Below are 23712 nucleotides of genomic sequence, written 5' to 3'. Positions count from 1 at the left end.
CCGTCGAGGGTGTGCACCGGCACGGCGCCGCGCACGCCCGAGAGCAGCCACACGGCGTCGGCCGCGTGCAGGTCCTCGACCGTCCCCGGCGTCCGGGCGGTGGGCCATCCGGCCGCCTCGGCGGCGGCGAACAGCCGCGCCTGGGTGGTGCCGGCGAGGATGCCGCTCTCCACCGGCGGCGTGTGCAGCGTGCCCGACGCGGCCCAGACGACGGTCGAGGTCGGGCCCTCCAGCACCCGCCCCTCCAGGCTGGTGAGGACGACGTCGTCGGCGCCGAGGGCCTGCGCGTGCCGCTGGGCGGCCATGTTGACCGCGTACGAGAGCGTCTTCGCGCCGCCGAGCAGCCACGGCGCGCCCGCCCGGAAGTCGGCGGGCACCCCGAGCCCCAGCGTGACGACCGCGACGCCCTCGGTCCGCTGCCGCAGCGTCTCGGCGGGCACCGGCGCGAGCAGCGCCAGCGCCGTCGGGGGCGTGCCCTCGCCGAGCCCCCGGGTGAGCACGAGGCGGCACACGCCCTCGACCTCCGCCGGCCAGCCGGTCAGCGCCGTCCCGACGAGGGCCCGCCAGGCGGCGTCGCCGGGGTGGGCCAGCCCGAGCAGCTCCGCGGAGCGGGTCAGCCGGGCCAGGTGCGCGTCCAGGTGCGGCGTGCGCCCGCCGACGACGGCGACGGACTCGAAGACGCCGTCCCCGCGGGCGAGCCCGAGGTCGAAGGCGGTCACGACCGGCTGGTCCGCGGGGACCGGCACCGCCGCGCCGTCCCGCCACACCGCCACCCTGCGCTGCTCGTCCACGGGGCCAGCCTGCCGTACGCGGGGAATAGGCTCGCCCCATGGGGACCGACGACGTCGCCGCCCCGCTCGCGGAGCAGCTGCGCGCGCGGGGGCTGCGCCTGACCCCGCAGCGCGCCCGGGTGCTGGCCGCGGTCGCGGCGCTCGCGCACGCCACCCCGGAGGCGATCGTCGCCCGCCTGCGCGAGGAGGCCGGCCCCGGCGGCAGCGCGCCGGACACCTCGACGGTCTACCGGACGCTGGAGCTGCTCGAGCGGCTCGGCCTCGTCTGGCACACCCACCTGGGGCGCGGCGCGCCGGTCTACCACGCCGCCGAGCGGCCCCACCTGCACGTCGTCTGCAACTCCTGCGGGGAGATCTCCTCGGCGGCGCCCGACCTCCTCGACGAGGCCGCGGAACGTCTGGCGGCCGAACTGGGTTTCACCGTGGACGTCGGCCACGTCGCCCTGTCGGGCACGTGCCGCGCCTGCCGAGACCGCGCCGGAACGGAGTCCCCATGACCACGCCCTCGCCCCTCCTCGCCCGTCCCGGGGCGGTCGCCGTCGAGCCGGGGCCGGAGGTCACCCGCGTCGTCGCGGCGCACTACGGCGACCCGCTGCGCGAGCAGCGGCTGCTCGCCGAGGGCGCCGGCCTGGTGGACCGCAGCGACCGCGACGTGCTCGCGGTGCCCGGCGCCGACCGCCTCTCCTGGCTGCACAGCATCACCAGCCAGCACGTCGCGCAGCTCGCCGACGGCGCCGGCAGCGAGGCGCTGGTGCTGAGCCCGCACGGCCACGTCGAGCACCACCTGGTCGTGGCCGAGCTGGCCGGCACGACGTGGGCCGACGTGGAGCCCGGCGCCGGCCCCGCGCTGCTGGCCTTCCTCGAGCGGATGCGCTTCATGCTCCGGGTCGAGCCGCGCCTGGTCACCGACGAGCGGGCGCTGCTGTCGCTGGTCGGGCCCGGGTCGGCCGCGGCGCTGGCGGCGGCCGGGCTGCCGGTGCCCCCCGGGCCGTTCGCGGTGGCGCCCCTCGGCGAGGGCTGGGTGCGCCGCATGCCGGCGGTCGGCGACGGCGCGGCCGACGTCCACGACCTGCTGGTGCCGCGGTCGGAGGCGGCCGCCCTGGCCGACCGGCTGGGCGTCCCCCTCGCCGGTGCCTCGGCCTACGAGGCGCTGCGGGTGGAGGCCCGGCGGCCGCGGTTCGGCGTCGACACCGACCACCGCACCATCCCCAACGAGCTCGAGTGGCTGCGCACCGCCGTCCACCTGGAGAAGGGCTGCTACCGCGGGCAGGAGACCGTCGCGCGGGTGCACAACCTGGGGCGGCCGCCGCGCCGCCTGGTGCTGCTGCACCTCGACGGCGTCAGCGAGGACCTGCCGGTGCCCGGCGAGCCGGTGCGGGCGGGCACGCGGGACGTCGGCCGGGTGGGCAGCGTGGTGCGGCACCACGAGCTGGGTGTCGTCGCCCTGGCGCTGGTCAAGCAGTCGGTGACGCAGGACGCCGCGCTGACCGTGGCAGGCTCGACGGCCTCGATCGACCCCGACGACGCCCCGCCGGCGCTCGACGACACCCAGGTGGCGGCGCGCAACCGGGTCCGGGCCGTCCGGTCTGGGACGATCGGCTGAGCGCGGCGCGCCCACCCGCGCACCGGGTGGGCAGGCCGGGGCCGCTGACCTACGCTCCGCCCAGCGCCCGCCGCTGACACCGCCGATGCCCGCGCCGGGCACCCCGCACCTGGAGGCCACCCGTGAGCCCGAAGCCGTCCCCCGCCGGGGGTGCCGCCGTCGACGCGCTGCTGGACCCCGCGTTCCTCGAGAGCGCCGTGCGCCGGCCGATGGGTGACGTGCGCCGGCTGCGCCGGGAGGCCGAGCAGCAGGAGGTCAACCTCTCCTACACCCGGCGGCTGCTCCAGGGCCGCCTGGACATCGTGCGGCGCGAGCTGCAGCGCCGGGCGGAGCACGACGGGCGGTCGCTGGTCGACCTGCTGCCCGAGATCCTCGCCGAGAAGGGGCGCGGCCCCGCGCACGGCCTGGGGCGGCACCAGACCGTCCAGCCCGCCGACCCGCAGGAGTACGAGTCCTGGGTCAACTCGCTGACCCCCGGGGCGGACCTGTCGGCGATCACCGAGCTCTCGGACGCCTTGTTGGAGTCCGCGGCCCGCGCCCTCGCCGACGCCGAGAAGGGGCTCTCGGAGCGCCGTCGCGGGGTGCAGCAGGTGATGGACGCGCTCGCGGCGGAGCTGGGCCGCCGCTACCGCGACGGCGAGGCCGACGTCGCCGCCCTGCTCGCCGACGAGGGCCGCCACTGAGCGGACCACGCCTCGCCCGTGCCCCGCACGTCCGGCACGGGCGGGCTGAGGCGCGGTCGTCCCGCACGGCACCGGGCATGGGACCCTGGGGCGTGCTCGGAACCGCGGCTGACCAGGCCGTTCCCCCCTCGTCCCCCTGGCCCGACACCCCGGTGCTGGTCGAGGTGCACCGCTCGGGCTTCCTGGAGTCGGTGCACCGGGGGTCGCTGGTGGTGCTCGACGCCGCCAGTGAGGTGGTGCTCGCTGTGGGTGCCGTCGACCGCCCGACCCTGCCCCGGTCGGCGAACAAGCCGGTGCAGGCGACGGCGCTGCTCGCGGCCGGCTGGGTGCCGCGCTCGGGCGAGGAGCTCGCGATCGGCGCCGGCTCCCACCTCGGCGAGGACGGGCACCGGGAGCTGGCCGGGGCGATGCTCGCCGCCGCCGGCCTCGGCCCCGACGCCCTGGGCTGCCCCCCGGCGCTGCCCGCCCACGAGGGGACCAAGGCCGCCTGGATCGCCGCCGGCCGCGCGCCGGAGCGGTTGGCCATGAACTGCTCGGGCAAGCACGCGGCGATGCTGTCGGCGTGCGTGGCGGCCGGCTGGCCGACGGAGGGCTACCTGGCGCGGGAGCACCCCCTGCAGCAGGCGATCGAGGCGCGGCTGGGGGAGGCGGCCGGCGAGCCGGTGGCGGCGGTCGTCGTCGACGGCTGCGGCGCGCCGCAGCACGCCCTCTCGCCCACGGGGCTGGCGCGGGGCGTGCTCTCCCTGGTGCAGGCCGCCGAGGGCTCGCCCGGCCGGGCGGTGGCCGACGCGATGCGGGCCCACCCCTGGTTCGTCGCCGGGACCGGCCGCGAGGACACCGACCTGATGCGCGCGGTCCCCGGTCTGCTGGTGAAGGGCGGTGCCGACGGTGTGCACGTGGCGGCGCTGCCGGGGGCGGGGGCCGTGGCGCTCAAGCTCGACGACGGCGGGGACCGGGGGCGGACCCCGGCGCTCGCGGCCGGGCTGCGCCGGCTCGGCGTCGACCCCGAGGTGCTTGCTCCGTGGGCGCGGACACCCGTCAGCGGGGGCGACGGCGTCGTCGGCGAGGTGCGGGCGTCCGCCGCGCTGGAGGCCTGACCAGGGCATCCCGGTGTGTCCGCGATCACGCCAGGGTGCTAGCCGCTCCGCTTGCAGGAGCTAGCACCCGGGGTTAGCGTCGAACGTGTGCAGACCCCAGGAGAGTTCGTCCGCGAGCAGGTGACCTCCGTCCGCTCCACGGTGGACCGGGTCGCCGACTCGGTCGCCGACGCCTCCGGCGTCTCGGCGGTCAGCTCGTCGGTGGGCGACTTCATCCGTGAGCAGCGCAACGCCGCGCGGGTCTCGCTGCGCGAGCTGGCCCGCACCGCCGGCGTCAGCAACCCCTACCTGTCCCAGGTGGAGCGGGGCCTCCGCAAGCCGTCAGCGGAGATCCTCGCGTCGATCGCCCGGGGCCTGAAGATCTCGGCCGAGACGCTCTACGAGCAGGCGGGGATCCTCGACCGGCGTTCCGGGAACCCGGACACCGTGGCGGCGATCCGCTCCGACGACGCGCTGTCCGAGCGGCACAAGGCCGTCCTGCTCGAGCTCTACGAGACCTACGTCCGTGAGCACCGGGCCTCGTCCCCGGCCGCCAGCTGACCATCCCCCCTCACCACTCCCGAGGAGTTCCGCATGACCCCGACCCAGACCGTGAAGCAGTACGGCGAGTTCGCCGTGGCCCAGGGCCGCACCCTGGCCAAGCAGGCCCGCACCCCGCTGCTGGCCTTCGTCGGCGCCGGTGACCTGGCCGTCGAGCGCGCCCGCACCGTCGTCGCCCAGTTCCGCAGCACCGCCGAGGCGCTGCCGGGCGAGGCGCAGGTGCAGGCCGACCTCGCCGTCAAGGAGGCCCGTACCCGGGCCGCCGAGGCCGCCGGCACCGCGCGCACCACCGCGCACCAGCTGGCCGTCGCGGCCCGTCCGGAGGCGCTGCGCAGCACCGTCGCCGGCCTGGTCGAGACCGCCCGCACCCAGGCGATCGCCACGGTGGAGACGCTGGCCGAGCGCGGCGCCGTCGTCGTCGAGGACCTCCGCCGCCAGCCCGGCGTCCGGCGCATCGTGCGCCGCGCCGAGGACGCCGTCGACGCCGTCGAGGAGCGCCTCGAGGACGTCATCGAGGAGAGCGCCGAGGCCGTCGTCGAGGCCTCCGACGAGGTGACCTCGGTGGTGCAGAAGACCGCCGCCAAGGCGACCAAGGTCGCGGCCAAGGCCGAGGAGAAGGTCGAGGACGCCGCCGACGCCGCCAAGGCCACCGCGGACGAGGCCGTCGAGGCCCCCAAGCGCCGGACGACGGCCAAGAAGACCACCTCCGCCGCCCGCAAGTCGCCGGCCAAGGCCACCTCGGCGCGCGTGACCCGCGCCCGCTCGGCCAAGCCGGCCGACCCGACCGCCGTGCCCGCCAAGAAGAGCTGACCGCACGGCCCCACCGACCAGGGCCCCGGAGCTGCGACCAGCGCTCCGGGGCCCTGTCGCGTCCACCGCCTCACCCGCCCGGGCCGGCCGGCCGCTCGGCGGGCCCGGGGAGCGCCCCGGCGCGAGTAGGCTGGCGGGCATGGGTCTGTTCGACGGGTGGCTGATGCTCGGCCTGTACTGGGCGTCCCTGGGGCTGACCGCCTGGGCGTTCGTCGACGCCCTGATCCGGCCCGCCGCCGGGTACGTCGCCGCCGGAAAGCTCACCAAGCCGGGCTGGGCGGCGATCACCGGCCTGGCCCTGCTCGTCATCTTCTGGATGAAGACCCCGCTGTCGCTGCTCGGTCTGCCGGCCGTGATCGCGGCGATCGTCTACCTGGTCGACGTCCGCCCCGCCGTGGGCGGCATGCGCCGCGACAACACCTGGTAGCAGCCGACCCGGCTCAGTACCGGTCGTCGGCCGGGATGAGCACCCAGAGCAGCAGGTAGGCGAGGAACTGCGGCCCCGGCAGCACGCACGAGACCACGAACGCCACGCGCAGGCCGCCGCGCGAGAGCCCGTAGCGCCGGGCGATCCCGGCGCAGACGCCGGCGACCATCTTGTGGCGGGTGTCCCGGCGCAGCCGGTACGGCGAGGGCGTGGTCATGCGGCCACCCTAGGGCGGTGCGCCGGTCAGCGGCCGAACACGCCCTCGGGCGGCTCGGGCGAGGGCTCGGCCTCGGCGTCGTGCACCGGCCGGGCACTGCCCACGAAGCGGTCGAGGTCGTGCCCGTCCACGACGCGCGACGGCATCGGGTCGCGGGCGCAGGCGCGGCTGAGCTCCGCCAGCGGCAGCTCCGCGTCGGAGGCGACCGCGACCAGGTTGCCGAAGCGCCGGCCCCGCAGGGTGCCCGGCTCGGCGAGCAGGCAGACGTGCCGGAAGGCGGTGCGCAGCGTGGCGACCTGGCCGCGGGCGAAGCGCAGCGGCGGGCCGTCGGCGACGTTGGCCGCGTAGACGCCGCCGGGCCGCAGGGCGCGGGCGACCAGCGCCACGAACTCGGCGGTCGTGAGGTGCGCCGGGGTGCGCGCCCCGGCGAAGACGTCGGTGACGACGACGTCTGCGCTGCCCGGGCGCAGCGCGGCGAGCGCCTCCCGGGCGTCGGCGGCCCGCACCCGCACCCGGGCCGACCGCGGCAGCGGCAGGTGCTCGCGGACCAGGTCGGTGAGCGGTTGGTCGATCTCGGCCACCCGCTGGCGGGACCCGGGGCGCGTGGCGGCCACGTAGCGGGGGAGCGTCAGCGCCCCGCCGCCCAGGTGCACCACGTCCAGCGGGGCGCCCGGCGCAGCGGCGGTGTCGAGCACGTGCCCGATGCGCCGCACGTACTCGAACTCCAGGTGCGCCGGGTCGGTGAGGTCGACGTGCGACTGCGGGGTGCCGTTCAGCATCAGCACCCACGAGCCGTCCCGGTCGGCGTCGGCCAGCAGCTCTGCGGTGCCGCCGTCCACGGGGACCGGCCCCGGCGGCGTCCTCACCCGTGCCCCGCCCCCACCCGGCGCCCGGCCGTTCCCGCGCTCATTGCGGGCCATGGTCGCACCCGCTGCCGTGGACGGACCGGGGTGGCTAGCGTGCCGGGCGTGCGCCGGGTCCACCTCTCCCCGCGGGAGATCACCGCCTTCGGCAGCCACGGCGTGACCATGGTCTCGCCGGGCCGGGTGCGCGGACCGGTGCCCGGCTTCGGGGTGCACCTGGCGACCTTCGCGGCCGGCGCGGTCGTGGGGCGGCACGAGACGCGCCTGTGGCAGCTGCTCGCGGTTGTCTCCGGCGGGGGCTGGGCGGCCGGTGCCGACGGCGTCCGGGTGCCGCTGGCCGCCGGCGACGCCGTCCTGTGGCAGCCCGGCGAGCTGCACGAGAGCGGATCGGACGCCGGGATGGTCGCCGTGCTGGTCGAGAGCCCGGTCGTGCCGGTGCCGGACGCCGGCTGAGCCGCGGTCAGACCGGCGTGACCGCCGACCACCGCACGGTGACCTCGCCCTGCCGCCAGCGCCGGCTGGAGCCCACCAGCGGCCAGCCCTGCTCGGCGAGGGTCTCCACCGCCGCCGTCCAGCGCTGGCGCGGGCCGAACGTGCTCATGCCGGCGGCGGCCGCCCAGGCGGTGTCGAAGGCGCGCAGGAACTCGTGCACGGGCTGCCCGGGCACGTTGTGGTGGATGAGCGCCTTGGGCAGCCGCTCGGCGAGGTCGGACGGCGTCGCGATGTCGGAGACCCGGGCGGCGAGGGTGAGGGTGAGGGGGCCGTCGGCGTCCAGCGCCACCCACGCCGAGCGGCGCCCCCACTCGTCGCAGGTGCCCTCGACGACCAGCCCGCCGGGGGCCAGGGCGCCGCGCATGGTGTCCCAGGCCCGGGCGGCGGACTCCTCGTCGTACTGGCGCAGCACGTTGAACGCGCGCACCAGCACCGGGCGCAGCCCGGCGAGCTCGAAGCCGCCCACGCGGAAGTCCACCCGCGGCGGGTCGCGGTCGGCGGCCACGGCCGCCACCCGCTCCGGGTCGATCTCCAGCCCCACGACCTCCAGGCCGTCCACCTCGGGACCCAGCCGCTCGACGAGCTCCAGCGTGGTGACGGCGGAGGAGCCGTAGCCGAGGTCGACGACGAGCGGGCGGGCGGCGTCGCGCAGCCGCGGCACCTGCGTGGCCAGCAGCCAGCGGTCGACCCGGCGCAGCCGGTTGGCGTTCGTGGTGCCGCGCGTGGGCAGGCCCAGCGCCCGCGCCCGCCCGGCGGCCAGCCGGGGCGCCCGGCGCTGCGGCTGGGGGGAGAGCGAGGCCCGGCGCTTGTGCTCGTCGCCCGGCTGGTTCACGGGGTCACAGGCTAGTGCCGACTACCGTCGAGCCGTGCAGGTGCGATCCGACGTCCCCCTCGCGGGGCTGACCACCCTGGCCGTGGGCGGCCCCGCCGAGCGGCTGGTGGAGGTCGAGACGGCTGCCGAGCTGGTCGCCGCCGTCCGCGACGCCGACGAGTCCGGCCGCCCGCTGCTGCTCCTCGGCGGCGGCTCCAACCTCATCGCCCCCGACGAGGGGTGGCCGGGCGACGTCGTCGCCGTCCGGTCGCGGGGCATCGAGCGCACCGGCGACACCCTCGTGGTGCAGGCGGGCGAGGACTGGGACGCGCTGGTCGCGCACACCGTCGAGCAGCGGCTGGCGGGCGTGGAGGCGCTGTCGGGCATCCCCGGCTCCACGGGCGCGACGCCGGTGCAGAACGTCGGCGCGTACGGCCAGGAGGTCGCGCAGACGATCACCGCCGTCCGCGTGTACGACCGCGCCGAGAAGGTCGAGCGGACGCTGGGCCCGGCCGAGTGCGGCTTCGCCTACCGCGACAGCCGGCTCAAGCGCGAGGCGGGCCGGTTCGTCGTCCTGGAGGTGGCGTTCGCGCTGGAGGCCGGCGAGCTGTCCAGGCCGGTCGGCTACGCGGAGCTGGCCCGGAGCCTCGGTGTGGAGGTCGGCGCGCGCGCGCCGCTGGCCGCCGTCCGGGACGCCGTCCTGGCGCTGCGCCGCGGCAAGGGCATGGTGTGGGACGCCGCCGACCCCGACTCGCGCAGCGCCGGCTCGTTCTTCACCAACCCGATCGTGGCCGCCGAGCGGGCGGTCGAGGGCTGCCCGAGCTGGCCGGCGGGCGACGGGCAGCTCAAGCTCAGCGCCGCCTGGCTGGTGCAGCACGCCGGCTTCGGCCGCGGCACCCGCGACGGGCGGGTGGGCACCTCGTCGCGGCACAGCCTGGCGCTCACCACGGAGGACGGCGCGACGGCCGCCGAGCTGCTCGCCTTCGCCGACCGGGTCGTGGGCGCGGTGCGCGAGCGGTTCGGCGTCACCCTGGAGCGCGAGCCCACCGCCGTCCGGCCCTGACCGGTTTCCGGGTGACGCCCCTACGACTTCAGCGAAGTAGGGGTCGGCAGGCGCCCGGAGAGTCCGACTTCCCGGAAGTTGCGCTGGGGGTCACTCCTCCTCGCGGGCCACCTTGTGCTGGGCGGCCTGGGCGCGGGGGCGGACCACCAGCAGGTCGACGTTGACGTGGTGCGGGCGGGTGAGCGCCCAGGCGATGCAGTCGGCGACGTCCTCGGCGACCAGCGGCTCGCGCACCCCGCGGTAGACGGCGTCGGCCCGTTCCTGCGAGCCGGTGCGGTTGAGCGAGAACTCCTCGGTCTTCACCATCCCGGGTGCGATCTCGATCACCCGGACCGGCTGCCCGCACAGCTCCAGCCGCAGCGTCTCGGCCAGCGTGTGCACCCCGTGCTTGGCCGCCGTGTAGGAGGCGCCGCCCTCGTAGGAGATCAGCCCGGCGGTGGAGCCCACGAAGAGCACGTCGCCCGCACCGGAGTCGCGCAGCTTCGGCAGCAGGGCCTTGGTCAGCCGCACGGTGCCGAGCACGTTGACCTCGTAGGTGCGAGCCCAGGAGTCGAGGTCGGCCTCGGCGACGGGATTGGTGTCGAACGCCCCGCCCGCGTTGTTGACCAGCACGTCCACCCGGTCGAGGGCAGCGGTGAACGCGGCCACGGACCCCGGGTCGGTGAGGTCCAGCGGCAGGGCCCGGCCGCCGATGGCGGCGGCGAGCTCCTCCAGGCGGTCCAGCCGGCGGGCACCGACGACGACGTCGAACCCCTCGGCCGCGAGCCGCCGGGCTGTCGCCGCCCCGATCCCGCTCGAGGCGCCCGTGACGACGGCGGTGCGACCGGTCCCGGGCAGGGAGCCGGGGGTCGAGGGTGAGCTACCTGACATGCCCCCATCCTGGCGCTGTTGCAAGATGGAGGACCGACAGGGGTGCTGGTCGGGGCCCTCGCAGAGCAGAGCGGAGGTCCGTGGTGCCCGCTCGCGGCTTCCCCGCCCCCGGCCACCCGGCGCGCGTCGCGACGCTGTCGGTGCACACCAGCCCGCTGGACCAGCCCGGCGCCGGTGACGCCGGGGGCATGAACGTCTACATCGTCGAGGTCTCCCGGCGGCTGGCCGCCCGCGCCATCGAGGTCGACGTCTTCACCCGGGCGACCTCCAGCGACCTGCCCCCGGTCGTGGAGATGAGCCCGGGCGTCACGGTGCGGCACGTGAGCGCCGGCCCGTTCGAGGGCCTGGGCAAGGAGGAGCTCCCCGCCCAGCTCTGCGCGTTCACCGCGGCGGTGCTGCGCGCCGAGGCGCAGCACGAGCCCGGCCACTACGACGTCGTCCACTCGCACTACTGGCTCTCCGGGCAGGTCGGCTGGCTGGCCCGCGACCGGTGGGGCGTGCCCCTGGTGCACACCGCGCACACCCTGGCCAAGGTCAAGAACGAGGCGCTGGCCGACGGCGACCGCCCCGAGCCGCGGGCGCGGGTCATCGGCGAGGAGCAGGTCGTGGCCGAGGCGGACCGGTTGATCGCCAACACCGACGAGGAGGCCCGCCAGCTCGTGCGCCTCTACGGCGCCGACCCCGCGCGCACCCTCGTCGTTCCGCCAGGGGTGGACCTCGACCGGTTCGCCCCCGGCAGCCGGGCCGCCGCCCGCCGCGCCGTCGGCGTGCGCGACGACGCGGTCGTCCTGCTCTTCGTCGGGCGCATCCAGCCGCTGAAGGCCCCCGACGTGCTGCTGCACACCGCCGCCCGCATGCTCGCCGACGACCCGGCGCTGCGGGCCCACCTGCAGGTGCACGTCGTGGGCGCGCCCAGCGGCAGCGGCCTGGAGGCCCCCCGGCAGCTGGAGGAGCTCGCCCGCTCGCTGGGCATCGGCGACCTGGTGCGGTTCCACCCGCCGCAGCCGCCCGCCCGGCTGGCCGAGTTCTACCGGGCGGCCGACGTGACCGTCGTGCCCAGCCACAACGAGTCGTTCGGGCTGGTCGCGCTGGAGTCGCAGGCCTGCGGTACCCCGGTCGTCGCGGCGGCCGTGGGTGGGCTGCCGACGGCGGTCCGGGACGGCGTCTCGGGCGTGCTGGTCGACGGCCACCGGGCCGGGGACTACGCCGCGGCCGTGCGTGCGGTCCTCGCCCGCCGGGAGCTGCTCGCCGCCGGCGCCGGACGGCACGCGGCCGCGTTCTCCTGGGACCGCACCGCCGACGCCCTCGTCGCGGCCTACACCTCGGCGGCCGCTGAGATGTCCGCTCCGCGGGCCCTCCCGCTGCGGGACCGCCGGCCCGGTCGCCTCCGGGCCCTGCCAGGGATGGGGGTGGCCCGGTGAGCCGGACCGTCGAGGAGCTCGACGCGGTCATCGACCAGACGCTGCGCGACGCGGAGCTGGTGCACGAGCACCCCCGGCCGGGCACCTGGCTGGTCGACCTGCCGGGCACCAAGAAGCTCAAGACGGTGTGCGGCCTGATCGTGGGCGACCACGCGCTGCGGGTCGAGGCGTTCGTCTGCCGCCAGCCCGACGAGAACCGCGAGCAGCTGTGGACCTACCTGCTGCAGCACAACGCCCGCATGTACGGGGTCGCCTACTCGATCGACTCCGTCGGCGACGTCTACCTGACCGGCCGGCTGCCGCACGCCGCGGTCACGCCCGAGGAGCTGGACCGGCTGCTCGGCTCGGTGCTCAGCTACGCCGACGACCACTTCAACACGATGCTGGAGATCGGCTTCGGCACGTCGATCCGCCGTGAGTGGGAGTGGCGGGTCAAGCGCGGGGAGTCGCTGCGCAACCTGGAGGCGTTCGCCGCCTTCGCCGACCCCAGCCGCCGCGCCGGCGCCGACCCCGCCAGCAGGGCGTGACGGCGACCGACAGGTCCCGGCCGGGCGCGGTGGCGCCCGGTGACGAGCTGCCCCCCGGCTACACCCGCCGGTGGTGGGTGCTGGCCACCATGACGGTCTGCCTGCTCGTGGTGATCATGGGCAACACGATCCTCAACGTCGCCCTGCCGACGCTCCAGCGGGAGCTGGACGCCAGCCAGGGCGAGCTGCAGTGGGTCGTCGACGCCTACATCCTCGTGTTCGCCGGCCTGCTGTTCACCTGGGGCGTCATCGGCGACCGGATCGGCCGGCGGCGGGTGCTGCTCATCGGGCTGTCCGTCTTCGCGGTGGGGTCGGTGCTCGCCGCGCTGAGCGACAGCCCCCTGGAGCTGATCGGCTGGCGGGCGGTGATGGGCATCGGGGGCGCGGCGGTCCAGCCGACGACGCTCGCCGTCATCACCAACGTCTTCCCGCCCCGCGAGCGCGGCCGGGCCATCGGCGTGTGGGCCGGGACGGCGGGGATCGCCGTCGCGGGCGGCCCGCTGGCCGGTGGCGCCGTCCTCGAGCACTTCTGGTGGGGCGCGGTCTTCCTCGTCGGCGTCCCCGTGGCGCTCCTGGGCATCGTCGCCGTGCTCGCCTTCGTCCCGGAGTCGCGGGACCCCTCCCCCGGCCGGCTGGACCTCCCGGGCGTGCTGCTGTCGATCGCGGCGCTCGCCGGCCTGGTCTACGGCATCATCCACGGCGGTGGCGGCGCGGGCTGGACGACGCCGGGGGTGCTCGTGCCCCTCGTGGGCGGCCTGGTGCTGCTCGCCTTCTTCGTCTGGCTGCAGCGGCGCTCGGCGCACCCGGCGCTCGACGTCTCGCTGTTCCGCAACCCGGCCTTCTCGGCGGCCGCGGCCGCGCTGGGCCTGAACTTCTTCGCGCTCCTCGGCGCGACCTTCTACCTGGTCTTCTACCTGCAGGGCGTGCGCGGCTACTCCCCGCTGCAGAGCGGTGCGGCGCTCATCCCGGTCGCGCTCGGCATGGCGCTCATGGCGCCCCGGAGCTCCGGGCTGGCCGAGCGGTTCGGGGCCAAGGCCGTCTGCGCGACCGGCTTCCTGCTGATCACCCTGTCCTTCCTGGGGGTGCAGCTGCTCGACCTCACCTCGCCGGTCTGGCTGCTGCTGGTGGTGCTCTCCGTCCAGGGGCTCGGCATGGGCGCGGTGATGGCGCCCGCGACCGAGTCGATCATGTCCGTGGTGCCGCGGGAGAAGGCCGGCGCCGGGGCCGCGGTCAACAACTCGGTGCGCCAGGTGGGCGGCGCCCTCGGCGTCGCCATCCTGGGCTCCCTGCTCGCGGCGACCTACTCCGCGCAGCTGGGGTCGGCGGCCGACGGGCTGCCGGCGGGCGCGCGCGACGACGCCCGGCAGTCGGTCGTCGCCACGCTCGACGCGGTGCGCCGGGCGCAGGCCGAGGGGACGCCGGAGGTGGCCCGGGCCGCGGCCGCGGTCGTGGACCCGGCCCGCGACGCCTTCGTGACCGCCATGCACCTGACGGCGGTCGGCACCGCCACCGCCACTCTGGTGGCGGCGGTCGTGGTGCTGGTCTGGCTGCCCGGCCGGCCGAGACGGGTGGCACCGGTCCCGCGCTGACCCGGCGGGCTCACGGGGCCGCACGCGGAGGCTCCGCTGCCCGCGGCGGCGACGTCGGGCAGGATGATCGCCGTGACGACCTCCACGGGAACCCTGGTGCTGCTCCGCCACGGCGAGAGCGAGTGGAACAAGGCCAACCTCTTCACCGGCTGGGTGGACGTGCCGCTCACCGACAAGGGGCGCGAGGAGGCCGCTCGCGGCGGACGGCTGATGGCCGAGCACGGGCTGCTGCCCGACGTCTCGCACACCTCGCTGCTGCGCCGGGCGATCATGACCGCCGAGCTGGCGCTGCACGAGGCCGACCGGCAGTGGATCCCGGTGAAGCGCTCCTGGCGGCTGAACGAGCGGCACTACGGCGCGCTGCAGGGCAAGGACAAGGCCGCCACGCTCGCCGAGTTCGGCGAGGAGCAGTTCATGACCTGGCGGCGTTCCTACGACACGCCGCCGCCGCCCATCGAGCCGGGCAGCGAGTACAGCCAGGACGGCGACGCGCGCTACTCGTTCCTGCCGCCGGAGGCGCGCCCGGCGACCGAGTGCCTGGCCGACGTCGTCGTCCGCATGCTGCCCTACTGGTACGACGCGATCGTCCCCGACCTGCGCCTGGGCCAGACCGTGCTGGTCGCCGCCCACGGCAACAGCCTGCGGGCGCTGGTCAAGCACCTGGACGGAATGGGGGACGACGAGGTGGTGGGCCTCAACATCCCGACCGGTGTGCCGCTGCGCTACGACCTGGACGACGACCTGCGGCCGGTGAAGCCCGGCGGCGAGTACCTCGACCCCGACGCCGCGGCGGCCGCCATCGAGGCCGTCAAGAACCAGGGCAAGCGCTGACGAGGGGGCCCGGAGGGTCCCCGAGGAAGCGCTGAGCCGCCCCGCGAGGCGCGTCGACGAGCGGGGGCGCGGAGCGTCCCCCGAGGAGGCGCAGGGCAGGGCTCAACGCAACGGGGGACGGCTCCTGGCCGCGGTGCCGTCCGGAGGACGGCAGTGTGATCGCCGCGGTGTCAGCCGGAGGCTGACGAAACAGCAGAGTCGTAGCGCTCGCCGGTGACCAGGTAGCAGACCCGGCGGGCGACGCTGACCGCGTGGTCGGCGAAGCGCTCGTAGTAGCGGCCGAGCAGCGTGATGTCGATGGCCGACTCGATGCCGTGCGGCCAGTCCTCGCTCAGCAGCTGGCGGAACAGCCCGCGGTGGATCTGGTCCATCGCGTCGTCGTCGGTCTCCAGCTCCTGGGCGGCCTCGACGTCGCGCTTGGCGATGACGGTCGCGGTCTTGGTGATGAGCAGCTCGGCCACGTTGCCCGCCTCGAGGAAGGCCGGCCGGACCTCCTGCGGCACCGCGTGGTCGGGGAAGCGCATCCGCGCCACCTTGGCGATGTGCGCGGCGAGGTCGCCCATCCGCTCGAGGTCGGCGACGATCCGCATCGCGGTCGTGATGGTCCGCAGGTCGCCGGCCACCGGCTGCTGGCGCGCCAGCAGCGTGAAGGTGCGCTGCTCGATGCTCTCGCGGGTGGCGTCGATCTGGTCGTCCCCGGCGATCACCAGATCGGCCAGGGCGACGTCGGCGTCCAGGAGCGCCGTCGTGGCCGTGCTCATCTGCGAGCCCACGGAGTTTGCCATCTCCACCAGGCAGGTGTTGATGTCGTCGAGTTCCTCGTGGTAGCTGTCCCGCACGGTCGTCCTCTCGTCGTGGTTCCCCGGCGACAGTAGGCGCGGCCGGGGCTGATCCGGCCGCGGTGGGGTGAACTCCGACCCACCCGCCGGTGAACAGTGACCCGTCCGAGCGGTGAACCTCTCGCCTGATCATGGTGCCTCGCCGGCGCGCACCTAGCATCTGGGCCGTGAGTCCACTGGTCGCCCTGGTGGTCGGCCTCCTCCTGGGTGGGGTGGTGGCCGCCGCCGTCATCCTCCGCTCCCGCACCGACGGGGGCCGCCGCCCCCTCGACAGCGGGTCCCTGCCGCTGCCCGAGGCGGCGCTGGCGCGGCGGCTCGTGGACCTGATGGATCCCGCCCTGGTGGTCGTCGGCGTCGACGACGCCGTGCTGCTGGCCAACCCCGCGGCCCGCGCGCTGGGCGTCGTCCGGGGCACCCGCCTGCTGGTGCCGGAGCTGCTCTCCCTGGCCCGTGCGGTGCGCAGCGAGGGCACCCGGCGCGCCGACGTCCGGCTGCCCGGCGACCTGGTCGGCGCGGGGCCGCGGCTGGTCGGCGTCCACGGCATCCGGCTCGACGGCGACGGCGGCACGCCGGCGGAGCCGGTCGCGCTGGTGCTGCAGGACGTCACCGAGGCGCGGCGGGTGGAGGCCGTTCGCCGTGACTTCGTCGCCAACGTCGGCCACGAGCTGAAGACGCCGGTGGGGGCGCTGGCCCTGCTCGCCGAGGCGATCGAGGGTGCCGCGGACGACCCCGAGGCGGTGCAGCGCTTCGCGGCGCGGATCGCCCACGAGGCCGACCGCCTGGGCCGGCTCGTGCGCGAGCTGATCGACCTCTCCCGGCTACAGGGCGGCGAGCCGCTGCCCGAGCTCGTGCCCGTCGATGTGGACCGGGTGCTCGGGGAGGCGGTCGACCGCACGCGCACCGCGGCCCGGGCCAAGGGGCTGGAGATCGTGCTCGGCGGGCAGGCGGACCTGGTGGTGCGCGGGGTGGAGAGCCAGCTGGTCACCGCGGTCACCAACCTGCTGGCCAACGCCGTGGCCTACAGCACCGGGAACAGCCGGGTCGCCGTCGCGGCCCGCGCGCGGTCGGGCTTCGCCGAGATCGCGGTGACCGACAGCGGCATCGGCATCCCGCGGGCCGACCGGCACCGGGTGTTCGAGCGCTTCTACCGGGTCGACCAGTCCCGCGCCAGCAGCACCGGGGGGACCGGGCTGGGTCTGGCGATCGTCAAGCACGTGGCCAGCAACCACGGTGGTTCGGTGACGGTCTGGAGCGAGGAGGGGCTGGGGTCGACCTTCACCCTGCGCATCCCGCTCGCCGGTACCGCGGAGCACCCGGCGGCGGGATCGCCCGCTTCCGCAACGCAGAATTCGGAGAACGAGCACCCATGAGCCGAGTCCTGGTCGTCGAGGACGAGGAGTCCTTCTCCGACGCCCTGTCCTACATGCTCCGGCGGGAGGGCTTCGAGACGGTCGTGGCCGCCACCGGGCCCGACGCCCTGGCGGAGTTCGACCGCGGCGGCGCCGACATCGTGCTGCTCGACCTCATGCTCCCCGGCCTGCCCGGGACCGAGGTCTGCCGCATGCTGCGCGCCCGCAGCAGCGTGCCGATCATCATGCTGACCGCCAAGGACGCCGAGATCGACAAGGTCGTCGGCCTGGAGCTGGGCGCCGACGACTACGTGACCAAGCCGTACTCGGCGCGGGAGCTGGTGGCGCGCATCCGGGCCGTCCTGCGCCGCCGGGGCGAGGCGGCCGACGCGGCCCCCGCCGAGGGCGGCGTGCTGGCCGCCGGGCCGGTCCGGATGGACGTGGAGCGGCACGTGGTCGCGGTGGACGGCGAGCAGGTAGCGCTGCCGCTCAAGGAGTTCGACCTGCTGGAGCTCCTCCTCCGCAACGCCGGCCGGGTGCTCACCCGGGCCCAGCTCATCGACCGCGTGTGGGGGTCGGACTACGTGGGTGACACCAAGACCCTCGACGTCCACGTGAAGCGGCTGCGCGCCAAGCTCGAGCCCGACCCCGCCAACCCGAAGTACCTGCTGACGGTGCGGGGCCTGGGCTACAAGCTGGAGGCGTAGACCCGGGCGGGACGTGCGTCAGCCGTTCCGCAGGTCGTCGATCTTCTTGGACGCGTCCGCCTTCGAGATGTCCTCGGGGATCTCCTCGTCGGTGCCCCGGGCCAGCGTCTCGAGGTAGCTCTTCTGGGCGCCGGTGGCCGGTTCGTCGCCGGTGACCCAGGTGTCCGGGTCCTTCTCGGTGGTCTGGTCGGCGGAGTTGGCTTCGCTCATGTGTTCGATGCTAGGCCGGGTGCAGCTCCGGCGCCCGCCGAGCGGCGGCGGCGGCGCGGGCGGCCTGCGTCGCCGCCCACCGGCGGCCGGTCGGGTAGGCGTGGACCGCGCCGCAGGCGGGGCACTCGACGTGCAGCGCGATGTGCGTCCGGTGGTTGGTGACCGACCGGATGCGCCGGTCGGCGACCAGCTCGTCGGTCCGGGTCACGGGGCAGGTGATCAGCAACATGGGGGAAGCGTCCCGCCGACCGCCCGCCCGCACGAGTGGCAGGAGTGACCACGATCGCGGGTTTTCTGCCACAGTGTGCGCATGGCAGAGGGACGTCCGCTCGTGGTCAGCCTGGTGGTCGGCGAGGGTCTCGTCGCCAGCTTCGGGCTGGGGGTGAGCAACGAGGTGTTCGGCTACGACCGCCCGGAGATCGGCCTGCCCCGCTTCGACTTCGCGCTCGTCGCCGAGCGCCCGGGGGTGCTGCGCACCGACACGGGGATCGGCATCCTCGTCGAGCACGGCCTCGACCGGCTGGACCGCTCCGACATCGTGCTGGTGACCGCCTGGGAGGTCGTCGACCGGCTGCCGTCGCCGGCGCTGCTGGACGCCCTCCGGCGGGCGCACGCCCGGGGGGCCACCCTGGTCAGCCACTGCACGGGCGTCTTCGCCCTGGCCGCCACCGGCCTGCTCGACGGGATGCGGGTGACCACGCACTGGCGCTACGCCGGCGAGCTCGCCGCCCGCTACCCGCAGCTCGACGTCGACCCGGCGGTGCTCTACGTGGACAACGGGCGCATCCTCACCGGGGCGGGGACGGCGGCCGGCGTGGACGCGCTGCTGCACCTGGTCCGCCGGGAGTGGGGTGCGGCCGCGGCCAACGCGCTGGCCCGGGAGATGGTCGTCCCGCCGCACCGCGACGGCGGGCAGGCGCAGTTCATCGACGCCCCGGTCCCCGCCTGCTCCGACGACCTGCTCGGCCTCGTCCTGGAGTGGGCCGGTCGGCACCTCGCCGAGGACCTCTCCGTCGACGTCCTCGCCCGGCGGGCGCTGATGAGCCCCCGCAGCTTCGCCCGGCGCTTCAAGGCCACCACCGGCACGACGCCGCACGCCTGGCTGCTCGCCCAGCGGCTCGCGGCGGCCGAGGAGCTGCTGGAGAACAGCGACGCCCTGGTCGAGGAGATCGCCCGGCTGGTCGGCTTCGGGACGGCGGCGGGGCTCCGCGAGCAGTTCACCCGCCGCCGCGGGGTCACCCCCCGGGCCTACCGGCAGACCTTCCGCGCCGGCGCGGTGTCACGCCTCGGGACGGCGCCGGTGCAGCTGGACGGGCACCGGCCCGGCGAGGGCGGGGCTGGCCGGGTGGGGGGCGACCAGCCCCTGGTCCAGCCGCAGCTCGGTCAGCCGGCGTAGCTCCTCGTACGCCGGGCCCCCGAGCAGCGCGACCAGCTCCGCGGCGTAGGTCTCCACCAGCGGCACCGGGGAGACGTGCGCGGTCGGCGAGCCGGTGCACCACCAGTGCAGGTCGTGGCCGCCCGGCCCCCACCCGCGCCGGTCGAACTCGCCGATGGTCGACACCAGCACCCGGGTCCCGTCGGGCCGGTCCACGTGCTCCTGCTCACGGCGCACCGGCAGCTGCCAGCACACGTCCGGCTTGGTGGTGAGGGGGTGCAGCCCGGTGCGCAGCGCCATCCGGTGCAGGGCGCACCCGGTGCCACCGGCGAACCCGGGGCGGTTGAGGAAGACGCAGGCGCCGTCGACGACGCGCGTCCGCAGCGACCGCACGCGCCCGTCGTCTTGGGCAGCCGTGCCCCCTTCCTCCGGGTCCTCGGCGTCGTCCACCTCGGTCCAGGCGCCGCGCCCGGTCGCGGCGAGCTGCCAGTCCTCCTCGGTCAGGTCGGCCACCGCCGCGGTGACCCGGTGCAGGTCGTCCTCGTCGGTGAAGAAGGCGCCGTGGCTGCAGCAGCCGTCGTCCGGACGCCCCTCCACCACGCCCGCGCAGCCCCGGCCGAACACGCACGTCCACGCCGACGCGAGCCAGGTGAGGTCGGCCCGGACGACGTGCTCGGGGTCGGCGGGGTCGGGGAACTCCACCCACTCGCGGGCGAAGTCCGGCGCGACCTCGTCGGGGGGCTCGTTCCGCACGGGGGCAGCCTAGAAGGACCCCCTCCTCCTCACGCCTCGCTCGTTCGGCGCGAGCCTCCGGAGGGAGCCAGGCAGAATCGGCCACATGCGGCTGGGTGTGCTGGACGTCGGCTCGAACACGGTGCACCTGCTGGTGGTGGACGCCCACCGGGGCGCGCACCCCACGCCGATGCACGACGACAAGTCGGTGCTGCGGCTCGCCGAGCACGTGGGGAAGGACGACGTGCTCTCCCGGGCGGGGGAGAAGGCCCTGCTCGCCGCGGTGCAGCGGGCCTGCGACCAGGCGGAGGCGCAGGGCTGCGACGAGCTCATGGCGCTGGTCACCTCCGCCATCCGCGAGGCGGCCAACGGTCTGGAGGTGCTCGACCGGGTCCGGCAGCGCACCGGCGTCGACCTCACCGTGCTCAGCGGTGAGGACGAAGCGCGGCTGACCTTCCTGGCGGTGCGGCGCTGGTTCGGCTGGAGCGCCGGGCGGCTGCTGGTCCTCGACATCGGCGGGGGCTCGTTGGAGCTCGCCGCGGGCATCGACGAGGACCCCGACGTCGCGCTCTCCCTGCCCCTGGGCGCCGGGCGGATGAGCCGGCGCTTCCTGCCCCGGGCGGACGCCGGCGGCCGGCCCGACCTCGCGGCACTGGAGGCCCTCTCCGCGCACGCCGACGACCTGCTCGCCCCGGCCGCGGAGAAGATCGCGGCAGCCGGCCCGCCGGACCTGGTCGCCGCGACGAGCAAGACCTTCCGCACGCTGGCCCGCCTCGCCGGCGCCGCGCCGTCCGCGAGCGGCCTGCGGGTCCCGCGCGAGCTCACGGCGACCGGACTCGGCCAGCTGGTCGGCTTCGTCTCCCGGATCGAGTCCTCGGCGCTCGCCGAGCTCCCCGGTGTGTCCGCCGCGCGGGCGCACCAGGTTCCCGCCGGCGCCGTCGTGGCTGCCGCTACTCTGCGTGCGCTCGACGTACCCTCCGTGCGGATCTGTCCGTGGGCGCTGCGCGAGGGGGTCATCCTCCGCAGGCTGGATTCGTTGGGAGGGGCGTGATGGCCGAACCGGACTGGAACCCGGACACGGGAGGACGCTCCCTCGCCGAGATCCTGCGCGAGGCCGGCATCGAGTCCGCGGCCCGCACGGCCCGGCGCCGGCGCGCCGACGACGAGGACGACACGGGGATCCGCCAGCGGCGCGCCGAGGCCGGCGCCGAGCGGGCCGGCTACGGCCGGCGCCGGAGCGACCTGCAGGTCGCCGACGCCGAACCCCAGCCCGCGCGGTCGGGCCGCCCGGCAGGCCGGGCCGCCGACCCCGCGACCGCGGCGATCCCGGGGCTCCGTCCGGACCGCAAGCCCGGTGTGCCGCACCCCTCCGGCCCGGTGCCCCCGCTGCGCCGACCTGCCGAGGCGGCGGAGGCCGCCGGCCCGCAGCGCGCCACCGACCGCCGGTCCGCCCGCGGGGCGACGGCGGCCGGCGCGCCCGCCCGCGAGGGCGTGGCGTCCACCGGGCCGATCCCCGTGGTGCGCGCCGACGACGCCGACCTCGACGCCACCCCGCGCGAGAGCGCGCTGGCCTGGGCCCGGTTCGCCGGCGAGCTGGTCATCGCCCTCGCGGCCGGGGTGGGCATCTACTTCGCCGCCACCGTGCTCTGGGAGCTGATCCCGCACCTGGCGGTCTTCCTGGCCCCGCTGGCCGTCACCGGCCTGGTGGCCGGGGTGAACGCCTGGCGGGAGCGCCAGGGCGCCGAACCGGTGGGTGCCCGCCTGCTCGCCGTCCTGGTGTTCGCAGGCACCCTGCTCACGATCGCCCCGGCGGCCACCCTCCTCGCGACGTCCTGACGCCGGGTCAGGCCTCCGCCGGCTCGGCGTCGCGCGTGGCGGCGAACTCCTCGACGATCGCCGCCCCGAAGGCGTCGAGGTCGTCGGGCTTGCGGCTGGTGACGAGGTTCCCGTCGACCACGACCTCCTCGTCCACCCAGTTCGCGCCCGCGTTGCGCAGGTCGGTCTGCAGCGAGGGCCAGGAGGTCATCCGGCGGCCGCGGACCACCCCGGCCTCGATCAGCACCCAGGGCGCGTGGCAGATCGCCGCCACCGGCTTGCCGGCGTCGAAGAACGCCTTCACGAACGTCACCGCGTCGGCGTCCGCGCGCACGAAGTCCCCGTTGATGACGCCGCCGGGCAGGACCAGCGCCGCGTAGTCGTCCGGGTCCGCCGAGCCGAGGTCGGTGTCGACCGTGCGCCGCTCGCCCTTGTCGATGTGCTCGTACGCGGTGATCGTCCCGGTCGAGAACGACACCAGCTCCGGCTCCGCGCCGGCCTCCTCGAGCGCCTGCCAGGGGCGGTCCAGCTCGACCTGCTCCACTCCGTCGGTCGCCAGCACGGCCACCCTCATCCCGTCCAGTTCTCCTGCCATGGGGGCGGCGCTACCCGGGGCCCGGAGGCGGCACACGCCCGAGCACTACGGTTTCGGGCGTACCCGTCCGCCCGCGCCCCGCAGCGCGCCCGACAGCTGGGAGCACGTCATGACCCGGGGAGAACCGACGACCGCCACCGGCCGCCGCGGCCTGGCCATCATCGGCGGCGGGAAGATCGGCGAGGCGCTGCTGTCCGGTCTCGTGCGGCGCGGCGGGGCCGACGGGCTGCTCGTCGTCGAGCGCAGCCCGGAGCGCGCCGCCGAGCTGACCGGGCGCTACGGGGTGCCCGCGGTGGAGCTCGCCGAGGCCGCGGCCCGGGCGCGGGTGCTGCTGCTGGCCGTCAAGCCGCAGGACATCGACGCGCTCCTCGGGCTGGTCGCCGGGCACGTCGACGAGGGGCACCTCGTCGTCTCCGTCGCCGCGGGGGTCCCCACGGCGCGGATCGAGGCGGCCCTGCCGTCCGGCGTCCCGGTCGTGCGGGTCATGCCGAACACCCCCGCGCTCGTGGACGAGGGCATGAGCGTGCTCTCGGCCGGCGCGCACGCGGGGGAGCAGGACCTCGACGAGGCGGAGGCGCTGCTGGCGGCGGTCGGGCAGGTGCGCCGGGTGCCGGAGGCGCAGCAGGACGCCGTGACCGCGCTGTCGGGGAGCGGACCCGCCTACTTCTTCTACCTGGTCGAGGCGATGGTGGACGCCGGCATCCTGCTGGGGCTGCCGCGCGCGCTGGCCGCGGACCTCATCGTGCAGACGGCGCTGGGCGCGGCGGTGATGATGCGCGACTCGGGCGAGCACCCCGTCCAGCTGCGCGAGGCGGTCTCCAGCCCCGGCGGCACGACGATCGCCGCGATCCGGGAGCTGGAGCGGCACGGCGTCCGGGCGGCGCTCATGGCCGCGATCGAGGCGGCGCACGCGCGGTCGGTCGAGCTGGGCCGCGACGGGGCCTGACGACAAGTCCTGACGTCGACCGGCCGGGACGTGGTGCCGGCGCCTTCCCGTGTCGACAGGTCGACGCGCACCCGGCGTGAGCGGGCGAGCACGGTAGTGCACATCCGGGCCGATCGGGGTGACGACGCGTCACCGACTTGTCACCGTGTCGCGAAACGCGCCGGAACGCCTGTGCACCGTGTTGCATAGGTGTAGTTCTGCCTAGGACGGACCGGTCCGCCTGTTCGTTTCACCCATCGCTTCAGTCACGCCCGCCCCCTTACTCTCAGTACCAGCGCGTGCGTGTTCAGTTGCCGGTGGGGAAGCCGGCGCCACGACACGAGCTAGGTACCGGAGACGAAGACATGACCATGCCCCAGCGCCACGCTGCCGCCACCGTCGTCCGCCCGGGGATGCCCGTGCCCCGCCAGATGGTCCGCCCGATGACCGCGGCGGCCGTCGCCCGGCCCGTGCCGGCCCAGCACCCCGCCGCCATGCCGATCGGCCGCCCCGCCGTCCCGGCCCCCCGC

General features: G+C 76.0%; 29 protein-coding genes. 19 read left to right on the top strand and 10 right to left on the bottom strand.

Annotated elements, in window-relative coordinates; all coding sequences use genetic code 11:
• Positions 1-791, bottom strand: a 791-nt coding sequence (locus E9529_RS16075; RefSeq protein ID WP_236832207.1) for an aminotransferase class IV, incomplete at its 3' end; no start/stop codon positions are given.
• 38 nt (positions 792-829) lie between these two features.
• Between E9529_RS16075 and E9529_RS16070 the strand changes: the two genes are divergently transcribed.
• From E9529_RS16070 to E9529_RS16040, 7 genes are all read left to right on the top strand, one after another.
• Positions 830-1288, top strand: coding sequence for a Fur family transcriptional regulator (locus tag E9529_RS16070; protein WP_236832206.1), 459 nt, complete (start codon positions 830-832; stop codon positions 1286-1288).
• Positions 1285-2394 carry a folate-binding protein YgfZ gene (locus E9529_RS16065; RefSeq protein WP_236832204.1) on the top strand — a complete coding sequence of 370 codons (1110 nt, stop codon included), beginning with the start codon at positions 1285-1287 and terminating at the stop codon, positions 2392-2394. The genes E9529_RS16070 and E9529_RS16065 overlap by 4 nt, the downstream gene beginning before the upstream one ends.
• 122 nt (positions 2395-2516) lie before the next feature.
• Positions 2517-3077, top strand: coding sequence for an aerial mycelium formation protein (locus E9529_RS16060; protein WP_236832202.1), 561 nt, complete (start codon positions 2517-2519; stop codon positions 3075-3077).
• Positions 3078-3169: 92 nt separating this feature from the next.
• On the top strand, positions 3170-4174 hold the full coding sequence (locus E9529_RS16055) for an asparaginase (RefSeq protein ID WP_236832200.1): 1005 nt from the start codon (positions 3170-3172) through the stop codon (positions 4172-4174).
• Between the two features lie 87 nt (positions 4175-4261).
• Positions 4262-4714 (top strand): helix-turn-helix domain-containing protein, encoded by a 453-nt coding sequence (locus E9529_RS16050; RefSeq protein WP_236832199.1) that lies wholly within the window; start codon positions 4262-4264, stop codon positions 4712-4714.
• 33 nt (positions 4715-4747) lie between these two features.
• Positions 4748-5524: a hypothetical protein gene (locus E9529_RS16045; RefSeq protein ID WP_236832197.1), complete on the top strand. Its 777-nt coding sequence runs from the start codon at positions 4748-4750 to the stop codon at positions 5522-5524.
• 139 nt (positions 5525-5663) lie between these two features.
• Positions 5664-5951 (top strand): DUF2516 family protein, encoded by a 288-nt coding sequence (locus E9529_RS16040; RefSeq protein ID WP_236832196.1) that lies wholly within the window; start codon positions 5664-5666, stop codon positions 5949-5951.
• A 13-nt stretch (positions 5952-5964) separates the two neighbouring features.
• Here E9529_RS16040 and E9529_RS16035 read toward each other — a convergent pair whose 3' ends face one another.
• Together E9529_RS16035 and E9529_RS16030 are read right to left on the bottom strand one after the other, a co-directional pair.
• On the bottom strand, positions 5965-6168 hold the full coding sequence (locus E9529_RS16035; RefSeq protein WP_236832195.1) for a PspC domain-containing protein: 204 nt from the start codon (positions 6166-6168) through the stop codon (positions 5965-5967).
• A gap of 26 nt (positions 6169-6194) precedes the next feature.
• Positions 6195-7034: a spermidine synthase gene (locus tag E9529_RS16030; RefSeq protein ID WP_236832194.1), complete on the bottom strand. Its 840-nt coding sequence runs from the start codon at positions 7032-7034 to the stop codon at positions 6195-6197.
• Positions 7035-7136: 102 nt separating this feature from the next.
• Between E9529_RS16030 and E9529_RS16025 the strand changes: the two genes are divergently transcribed.
• Positions 7137-7484: a hypothetical protein gene (locus tag E9529_RS16025; protein ID WP_236832193.1), complete on the top strand. Its 348-nt coding sequence runs from the start codon at positions 7137-7139 to the stop codon at positions 7482-7484.
• 7 nt (positions 7485-7491) lie between these two features.
• Here the strand turns inward: E9529_RS16025 and E9529_RS16020 are convergent, their stop codons facing one another.
• Complete coding sequence (locus E9529_RS16020) at positions 7492-8355, bottom strand: class I SAM-dependent methyltransferase (RefSeq protein ID WP_236832191.1); 864 nt, start codon at positions 8353-8355, stop codon at positions 7492-7494.
• Between E9529_RS16020 and E9529_RS16015 the strand changes: the two genes are divergently transcribed.
• The gene (locus E9529_RS16015) at positions 8237-9397 is read left to right on the top strand and encodes a UDP-N-acetylmuramate dehydrogenase (RefSeq protein WP_308195296.1); all 1161 of its coding nucleotides are present in this window, start codon (positions 8237-8239) and stop codon (positions 9395-9397) included. The genes E9529_RS16020 and E9529_RS16015 overlap by 119 nt on opposite strands.
• A gap of 90 nt (positions 9398-9487) precedes the next feature.
• Here the strand turns inward: E9529_RS16015 and E9529_RS16010 are convergent, their stop codons facing one another.
• Complete coding sequence (locus tag E9529_RS16010) at positions 9488-10267, bottom strand: SDR family oxidoreductase (RefSeq protein WP_236832188.1); 780 nt, start codon at positions 10265-10267, stop codon at positions 9488-9490.
• A gap of 80 nt (positions 10268-10347) precedes the next feature.
• Between E9529_RS16010 and mshA the strand changes: the two genes are divergently transcribed.
• From mshA to E9529_RS15990, 4 genes are all read left to right on the top strand, one after another.
• Entirely contained in the window at positions 10348-11688 is a 1341-nt protein-coding gene (mshA, locus tag E9529_RS16005) for a D-inositol-3-phosphate glycosyltransferase (RefSeq protein WP_236832187.1), read from the top strand.
• Positions 11685-12215 carry a YbjN domain-containing protein gene (locus tag E9529_RS16000; protein WP_236832186.1) on the top strand — a complete coding sequence of 177 codons (531 nt, stop codon included), beginning with the start codon at positions 11685-11687 and terminating at the stop codon, positions 12213-12215. The genes mshA and E9529_RS16000 overlap by 4 nt, the downstream gene beginning before the upstream one ends.
• Complete coding sequence (locus E9529_RS15995) at positions 12212-13804, top strand: MFS transporter (protein WP_236832185.1); 1593 nt, start codon at positions 12212-12214, stop codon at positions 13802-13804. The genes E9529_RS16000 and E9529_RS15995 overlap by 4 nt, the downstream gene beginning before the upstream one ends.
• 72 nt (positions 13805-13876) lie before the next feature.
• Positions 13877-14635, top strand: coding sequence for a phosphoglyceromutase (locus tag E9529_RS15990; RefSeq protein ID WP_236832184.1), 759 nt, complete (start codon positions 13877-13879; stop codon positions 14633-14635).
• Between the two features lie 170 nt (positions 14636-14805).
• Here E9529_RS15990 and phoU read toward each other — a convergent pair whose 3' ends face one another.
• The gene (phoU, locus tag E9529_RS15985; RefSeq protein WP_236827207.1) at positions 14806-15474 is read right to left on the bottom strand and encodes a phosphate signaling complex protein PhoU; all 669 of its coding nucleotides are present in this window, start codon (positions 15472-15474) and stop codon (positions 14806-14808) included.
• Positions 15475-15641: 167 nt separating this feature from the next.
• Between phoU and E9529_RS15980 the strand changes: the two genes are divergently transcribed.
• Complete coding sequence (locus tag E9529_RS15980; RefSeq protein WP_236832182.1) at positions 15642-16844, top strand: cell wall metabolism sensor histidine kinase WalK; 1203 nt, start codon at positions 15642-15644, stop codon at positions 16842-16844.
• Positions 16841-17530 (top strand): response regulator transcription factor, encoded by a 690-nt coding sequence (locus E9529_RS15975; protein WP_236832181.1) that lies wholly within the window; start codon positions 16841-16843, stop codon positions 17528-17530. The genes E9529_RS15980 and E9529_RS15975 overlap by 4 nt, the downstream gene beginning before the upstream one ends.
• An 18-nt stretch (positions 17531-17548) precedes the next feature.
• Here the strand turns inward: E9529_RS15975 and E9529_RS15970 are convergent, their stop codons facing one another.
• Both E9529_RS15970 and E9529_RS15965 read right to left on the bottom strand, forming a co-directional pair.
• Complete coding sequence (locus tag E9529_RS15970) at positions 17549-17740, bottom strand: DUF3072 domain-containing protein (protein ID WP_236832179.1); 192 nt, start codon at positions 17738-17740, stop codon at positions 17549-17551.
• Between the two features lie 10 nt (positions 17741-17750).
• Positions 17751-17969, bottom strand: coding sequence for a hypothetical protein (locus tag E9529_RS15965; protein WP_236832178.1), 219 nt, complete (start codon positions 17967-17969; stop codon positions 17751-17753).
• Between the two features lie 81 nt (positions 17970-18050).
• Between E9529_RS15965 and E9529_RS15960 the strand changes: the two genes are divergently transcribed.
• Positions 18051-19136 (top strand): helix-turn-helix domain-containing protein, encoded by a 1086-nt coding sequence (locus E9529_RS15960; protein WP_236832177.1) that lies wholly within the window; start codon positions 18051-18053, stop codon positions 19134-19136.
• On the opposite strand, the gene E9529_RS15955 is transcribed toward E9529_RS15960, so the two are convergent.
• Positions 19020-19868 carry a hypothetical protein gene (locus E9529_RS15955; protein WP_236832176.1) on the bottom strand — a complete coding sequence of 283 codons (849 nt, stop codon included), beginning with the start codon at positions 19866-19868 and terminating at the stop codon, positions 19020-19022. The two genes, E9529_RS15960 and E9529_RS15955, sit on opposite strands and share 117 nt — an antisense overlap.
• A gap of 85 nt (positions 19869-19953) precedes the next feature.
• On the opposite strand from E9529_RS15955, the gene E9529_RS15950 reads away from it, so the two are divergent.
• Together E9529_RS15950 and E9529_RS15945 are read left to right on the top strand one after the other, a co-directional pair.
• Positions 19954-20898 carry a hypothetical protein gene (locus E9529_RS15950; protein ID WP_236832175.1) on the top strand — a complete coding sequence of 315 codons (945 nt, stop codon included), beginning with the start codon at positions 19954-19956 and terminating at the stop codon, positions 20896-20898.
• Entirely contained in the window at positions 20898-21683 is a 786-nt protein-coding gene (locus tag E9529_RS15945) for a hypothetical protein (protein ID WP_236832174.1), read from the top strand. Before E9529_RS15950 ends, E9529_RS15945 begins: the two co-directional genes overlap by 1 nt.
• Positions 21684-21690: 7 nt before the next feature.
• Here E9529_RS15945 and E9529_RS15940 read toward each other — a convergent pair whose 3' ends face one another.
• On the bottom strand, positions 21691-22257 hold the full coding sequence (locus tag E9529_RS15940; protein WP_236832173.1) for a type 1 glutamine amidotransferase domain-containing protein: 567 nt from the start codon (positions 22255-22257) through the stop codon (positions 21691-21693).
• 109 nt (positions 22258-22366) lie between these two features.
• Between E9529_RS15940 and proC the strand changes: the two genes are divergently transcribed.
• Positions 22367-23203, top strand: a complete 837-nt coding sequence (proC, locus tag E9529_RS15935; protein ID WP_236832171.1) for a pyrroline-5-carboxylate reductase — start codon at positions 22367-22369, stop codon at positions 23201-23203.
• The last annotated feature ends 509 nt before the right edge of the window (positions 23204-23712 follow it).

Origin of the sequence: Blastococcus sp. KM273128, assembly GCF_021698975.1 — a bacterium.
GTDB lineage: Bacteria > Actinomycetota > Actinomycetes > Mycobacteriales > Geodermatophilaceae > Blastococcus.
The sequence above is the reverse complement of the archived record's forward strand: the minus strand, read 5'-3'. Positions and strand labels throughout refer to the sequence as shown.

Excerpts from the sequence above, each read along its gene's own strand:
- E9529_RS16065 (WP_236832204.1), top strand. The coding sequence starts at position 1,285 with ATGACCACGCCCTCGCCCCTCCTCGCCCGTCCCGGGGCGGTCGCCGTC.
- E9529_RS15950 (WP_236832175.1), top strand. The coding sequence starts at position 19,954 with ATGCGGCTGGGTGTGCTGGACGTCGGCTCGAACACGGTGCACCTGCTG.
- E9529_RS16045 (WP_236832197.1), top strand. The coding sequence starts at position 4,748 with ATGACCCCGACCCAGACCGTGAAGCAGTACGGCGAGTTCGCCGTGGCC.
- E9529_RS15970 (WP_236832179.1), bottom strand. The coding sequence starts at position 17,740 with ATGAGCGAAGCCAACTCCGCCGACCAGACCACCGAGAAGGACCCGGAC.
- E9529_RS15940 (WP_236832173.1), bottom strand. The coding sequence starts at position 22,257 with ATGGCAGGAGAACTGGACGGGATGAGGGTGGCCGTGCTGGCGACCGAC.
- E9529_RS16010 (WP_236832188.1), bottom strand. The coding sequence starts at position 10,267 with ATGTCAGGTAGCTCACCCTCGACCCCCGGCTCCCTGCCCGGGACCGGT.
- E9529_RS16035 (WP_236832195.1), bottom strand. The coding sequence starts at position 6,168 with ATGACCACGCCCTCGCCGTACCGGCTGCGCCGGGACACCCGCCACAAG.
- E9529_RS15975 (WP_236832181.1), top strand. The coding sequence starts at position 16,841 with ATGAGCCGAGTCCTGGTCGTCGAGGACGAGGAGTCCTTCTCCGACGCC.
- E9529_RS15965 (WP_236832178.1), bottom strand. The coding sequence starts at position 17,969 with ATGTTGCTGATCACCTGCCCCGTGACCCGGACCGACGAGCTGGTCGCC.
- E9529_RS16040 (WP_236832196.1), top strand. The coding sequence starts at position 5,664 with ATGGGTCTGTTCGACGGGTGGCTGATGCTCGGCCTGTACTGGGCGTCC.
- proC (WP_236832171.1), top strand. The coding sequence starts at position 22,367 with ATGACCCGGGGAGAACCGACGACCGCCACCGGCCGCCGCGGCCTGGCC.
- E9529_RS15945 (WP_236832174.1), top strand. The coding sequence starts at position 20,898 with ATGGCCGAACCGGACTGGAACCCGGACACGGGAGGACGCTCCCTCGCC.
- E9529_RS16070 (WP_236832206.1), top strand. The coding sequence starts at position 830 with ATGGGGACCGACGACGTCGCCGCCCCGCTCGCGGAGCAGCTGCGCGCG.
- E9529_RS15960 (WP_236832177.1), top strand. The coding sequence starts at position 18,051 with ATGGCAGAGGGACGTCCGCTCGTGGTCAGCCTGGTGGTCGGCGAGGGT.